Raw genomic sequence first — 1,224 nt, forward strand, 5'->3', positions numbered from 1 at the left:
GGGTGAGATCAGGGGCAGTCCGGAGGTGTGGACACCTCGAACGGCCCTAGCGTCGGTGCGGCGGGTGACCGATGCCCCGACCGATGCCCCGATGGAAAAGGCGAGCGAGTGTTCCGGAACAAGGCTCTACCGGTACGGGCTTCGAGCCCGGCCTCCGTCGGCGCGGGGAGGGTGGGCGACATCGTCCGCCTGACGGCCGTACACAAGACGTACGGCCGCGGCGACAACCGGGTGCGGGCGCTCGACGGGGTGGACGTCGGCTTCGAGGCGGGCACCTTCGCCGCCATCATGGGCCCTTCGGGTTCGGGAAAGTCGACGCTGCTGCAGTGCGCGGCGGGCCTCGACCGGGTCGACGCGGGTCAGGTCCTGCTCGACGGCGCGCCGTTGCACGAGCTCTCCGAGCGCGCCTTGACCGAGCTGCGCCGTGAGCACATGGGCTTCATCTTCCAGTCCTTCAACCTGATCCCCGCGCTGACGGCTCGTCAGAACATCGAGTTGCCGCTGCGGTTGGCCGGGCGCCCGATCGACCCGGTGGCGATCGACCGGGGGCTGGCCGAGGTCGGCCTGGCCGAGCGCGGTGGGCACCGGCCCGCCGAGCTGTCGGGCGGTCAGCAGCAGCGGGTCGCCATCGCGCGTGCGCTGGTGACCAGGCCCAAGGTGATCTTCGCGGACGAGCCGACCGGCGCGCTGGACTCGCGTACCGCGCGGGAGGTCCTGGCGCTGCTGCGCGTCGTCGTCGAGGAGCACGGGCAGACGGTGATCATGGTCACGCACGACCCGGTGGCGGCCTCGTACGCGCAACGGGTGGTCTTCCTCGCCGATGGCGGGGTGACCGGTGAGCTGTTCGAGCCGACGGCCGAGACCGTGGCCCTGCGGATGGCGGCGTTGGAGCCCGGCGGGAGCGGGGCGAACCCGTGCTGAAGCTCGCCGTAGCCACCCTGCGTCACCGCTTGATGGGCTTCGTGGGCGCCTTCCTCGCCCTCGCGCTCGGCACGACGATGATCGGCATGATGACGCTGACCCTGTCGGCCACCTTCGGCACGCCGCACCCGGGGCCGCAGCGGTTCAAGGAAGCCCGGGTCGTGGTCGCGCCGCAGGGCTTCGAGGGGCGCGCGATGAAGGCCCCGGCGGTGTTGCCGGTCGAGGTCGTGACGACGGTGACCGCCTCGGGCAAGGCCACGCCCGACCGAAGCTTCCCCGTACGGCTGAACCCCGGCTCCGGGG

At 72.0% G+C, this 1,224-nt stretch carries 1 protein-coding gene and 1 pseudogene; both read left to right on the forward strand.

All coding sequences use genetic code 11. The features are described from left to right. Window positions 1-171 precede the first annotated feature (171 nt). The gene (locus ACIQOV_RS41990) at window positions 172-921 is read left to right on the forward strand and encodes an ABC transporter ATP-binding protein (protein WP_401056485.1); all 750 of its coding nucleotides are present in this window, start codon (window positions 172-174) and stop codon (window positions 919-921) included. Then, window positions 915-1,224 (forward strand): annotated as a pseudogene (locus ACIQOV_RS41995) (ABC transporter permease); the annotation flags it as partial. The gene ACIQOV_RS41990 and the pseudogene ACIQOV_RS41995, both read left to right, overlap by 7 nt.

The sequence above is a fragment of the Kitasatospora sp. NPDC091257 genome (assembly GCF_044757675.1).
Classification (GTDB): domain Bacteria; phylum Actinomycetota; class Actinomycetes; order Streptomycetales; family Streptomycetaceae; genus Kitasatospora; species Kitasatospora lactacystinica.